Origin of the sequence: Bifidobacterium polysaccharolyticum (assembly GCF_016101585.1) — a bacterium.
Classification (GTDB): Bacteria; Actinomycetota; Actinomycetes; order Actinomycetales; family Bifidobacteriaceae; genus Bombiscardovia; species Bombiscardovia polysaccharolytica.
Map to the genome: position 1 here is coordinate 1 of NZ_JACFQG010000014.1, position 308 is coordinate 308.

At 64.3% G+C, this 308-nt stretch carries 1 rRNA gene; it reads right to left on the minus strand.

Annotated features, from left to right (window positions below):
* Positions 1 to 67, minus strand: a 5S ribosomal RNA gene (gene rrf / locus H3T90_RS08820); the annotation flags it as partial.
* Positions 68 to 308 lie beyond the last annotated feature (241 nt).

A 308-nucleotide genomic window follows, 5' to 3' on the forward strand; every position in this document is an offset into this window, starting at 1 on the left:
CGTGCTGGGTCTTAGCTTCCGGGTTCGGAATGGGACCGGGCGTCTCCCCCAGGCCATGACCGCCGCGAATCTTCAATTCTGCCGACCCGTGGGGGTCGGGGTGTCCTGGCGGCTTGGGGACCGGATGGTGGACGCGTGTCTCGTGTTCTTCGATCGCCTGTGGTTTCGTGTTCATTGCCGCAGGCAGGTTTCGCAGCAGGTGTTGATGCCGCCGCCCCTTGGTGGGGCGGGTTGTTGTGTTGTCTTCGACCATTAGTGCCGGTCGGCTCCGCCCCTTGCGGGGTGTCCACGTCCGGTCTATCGACCAT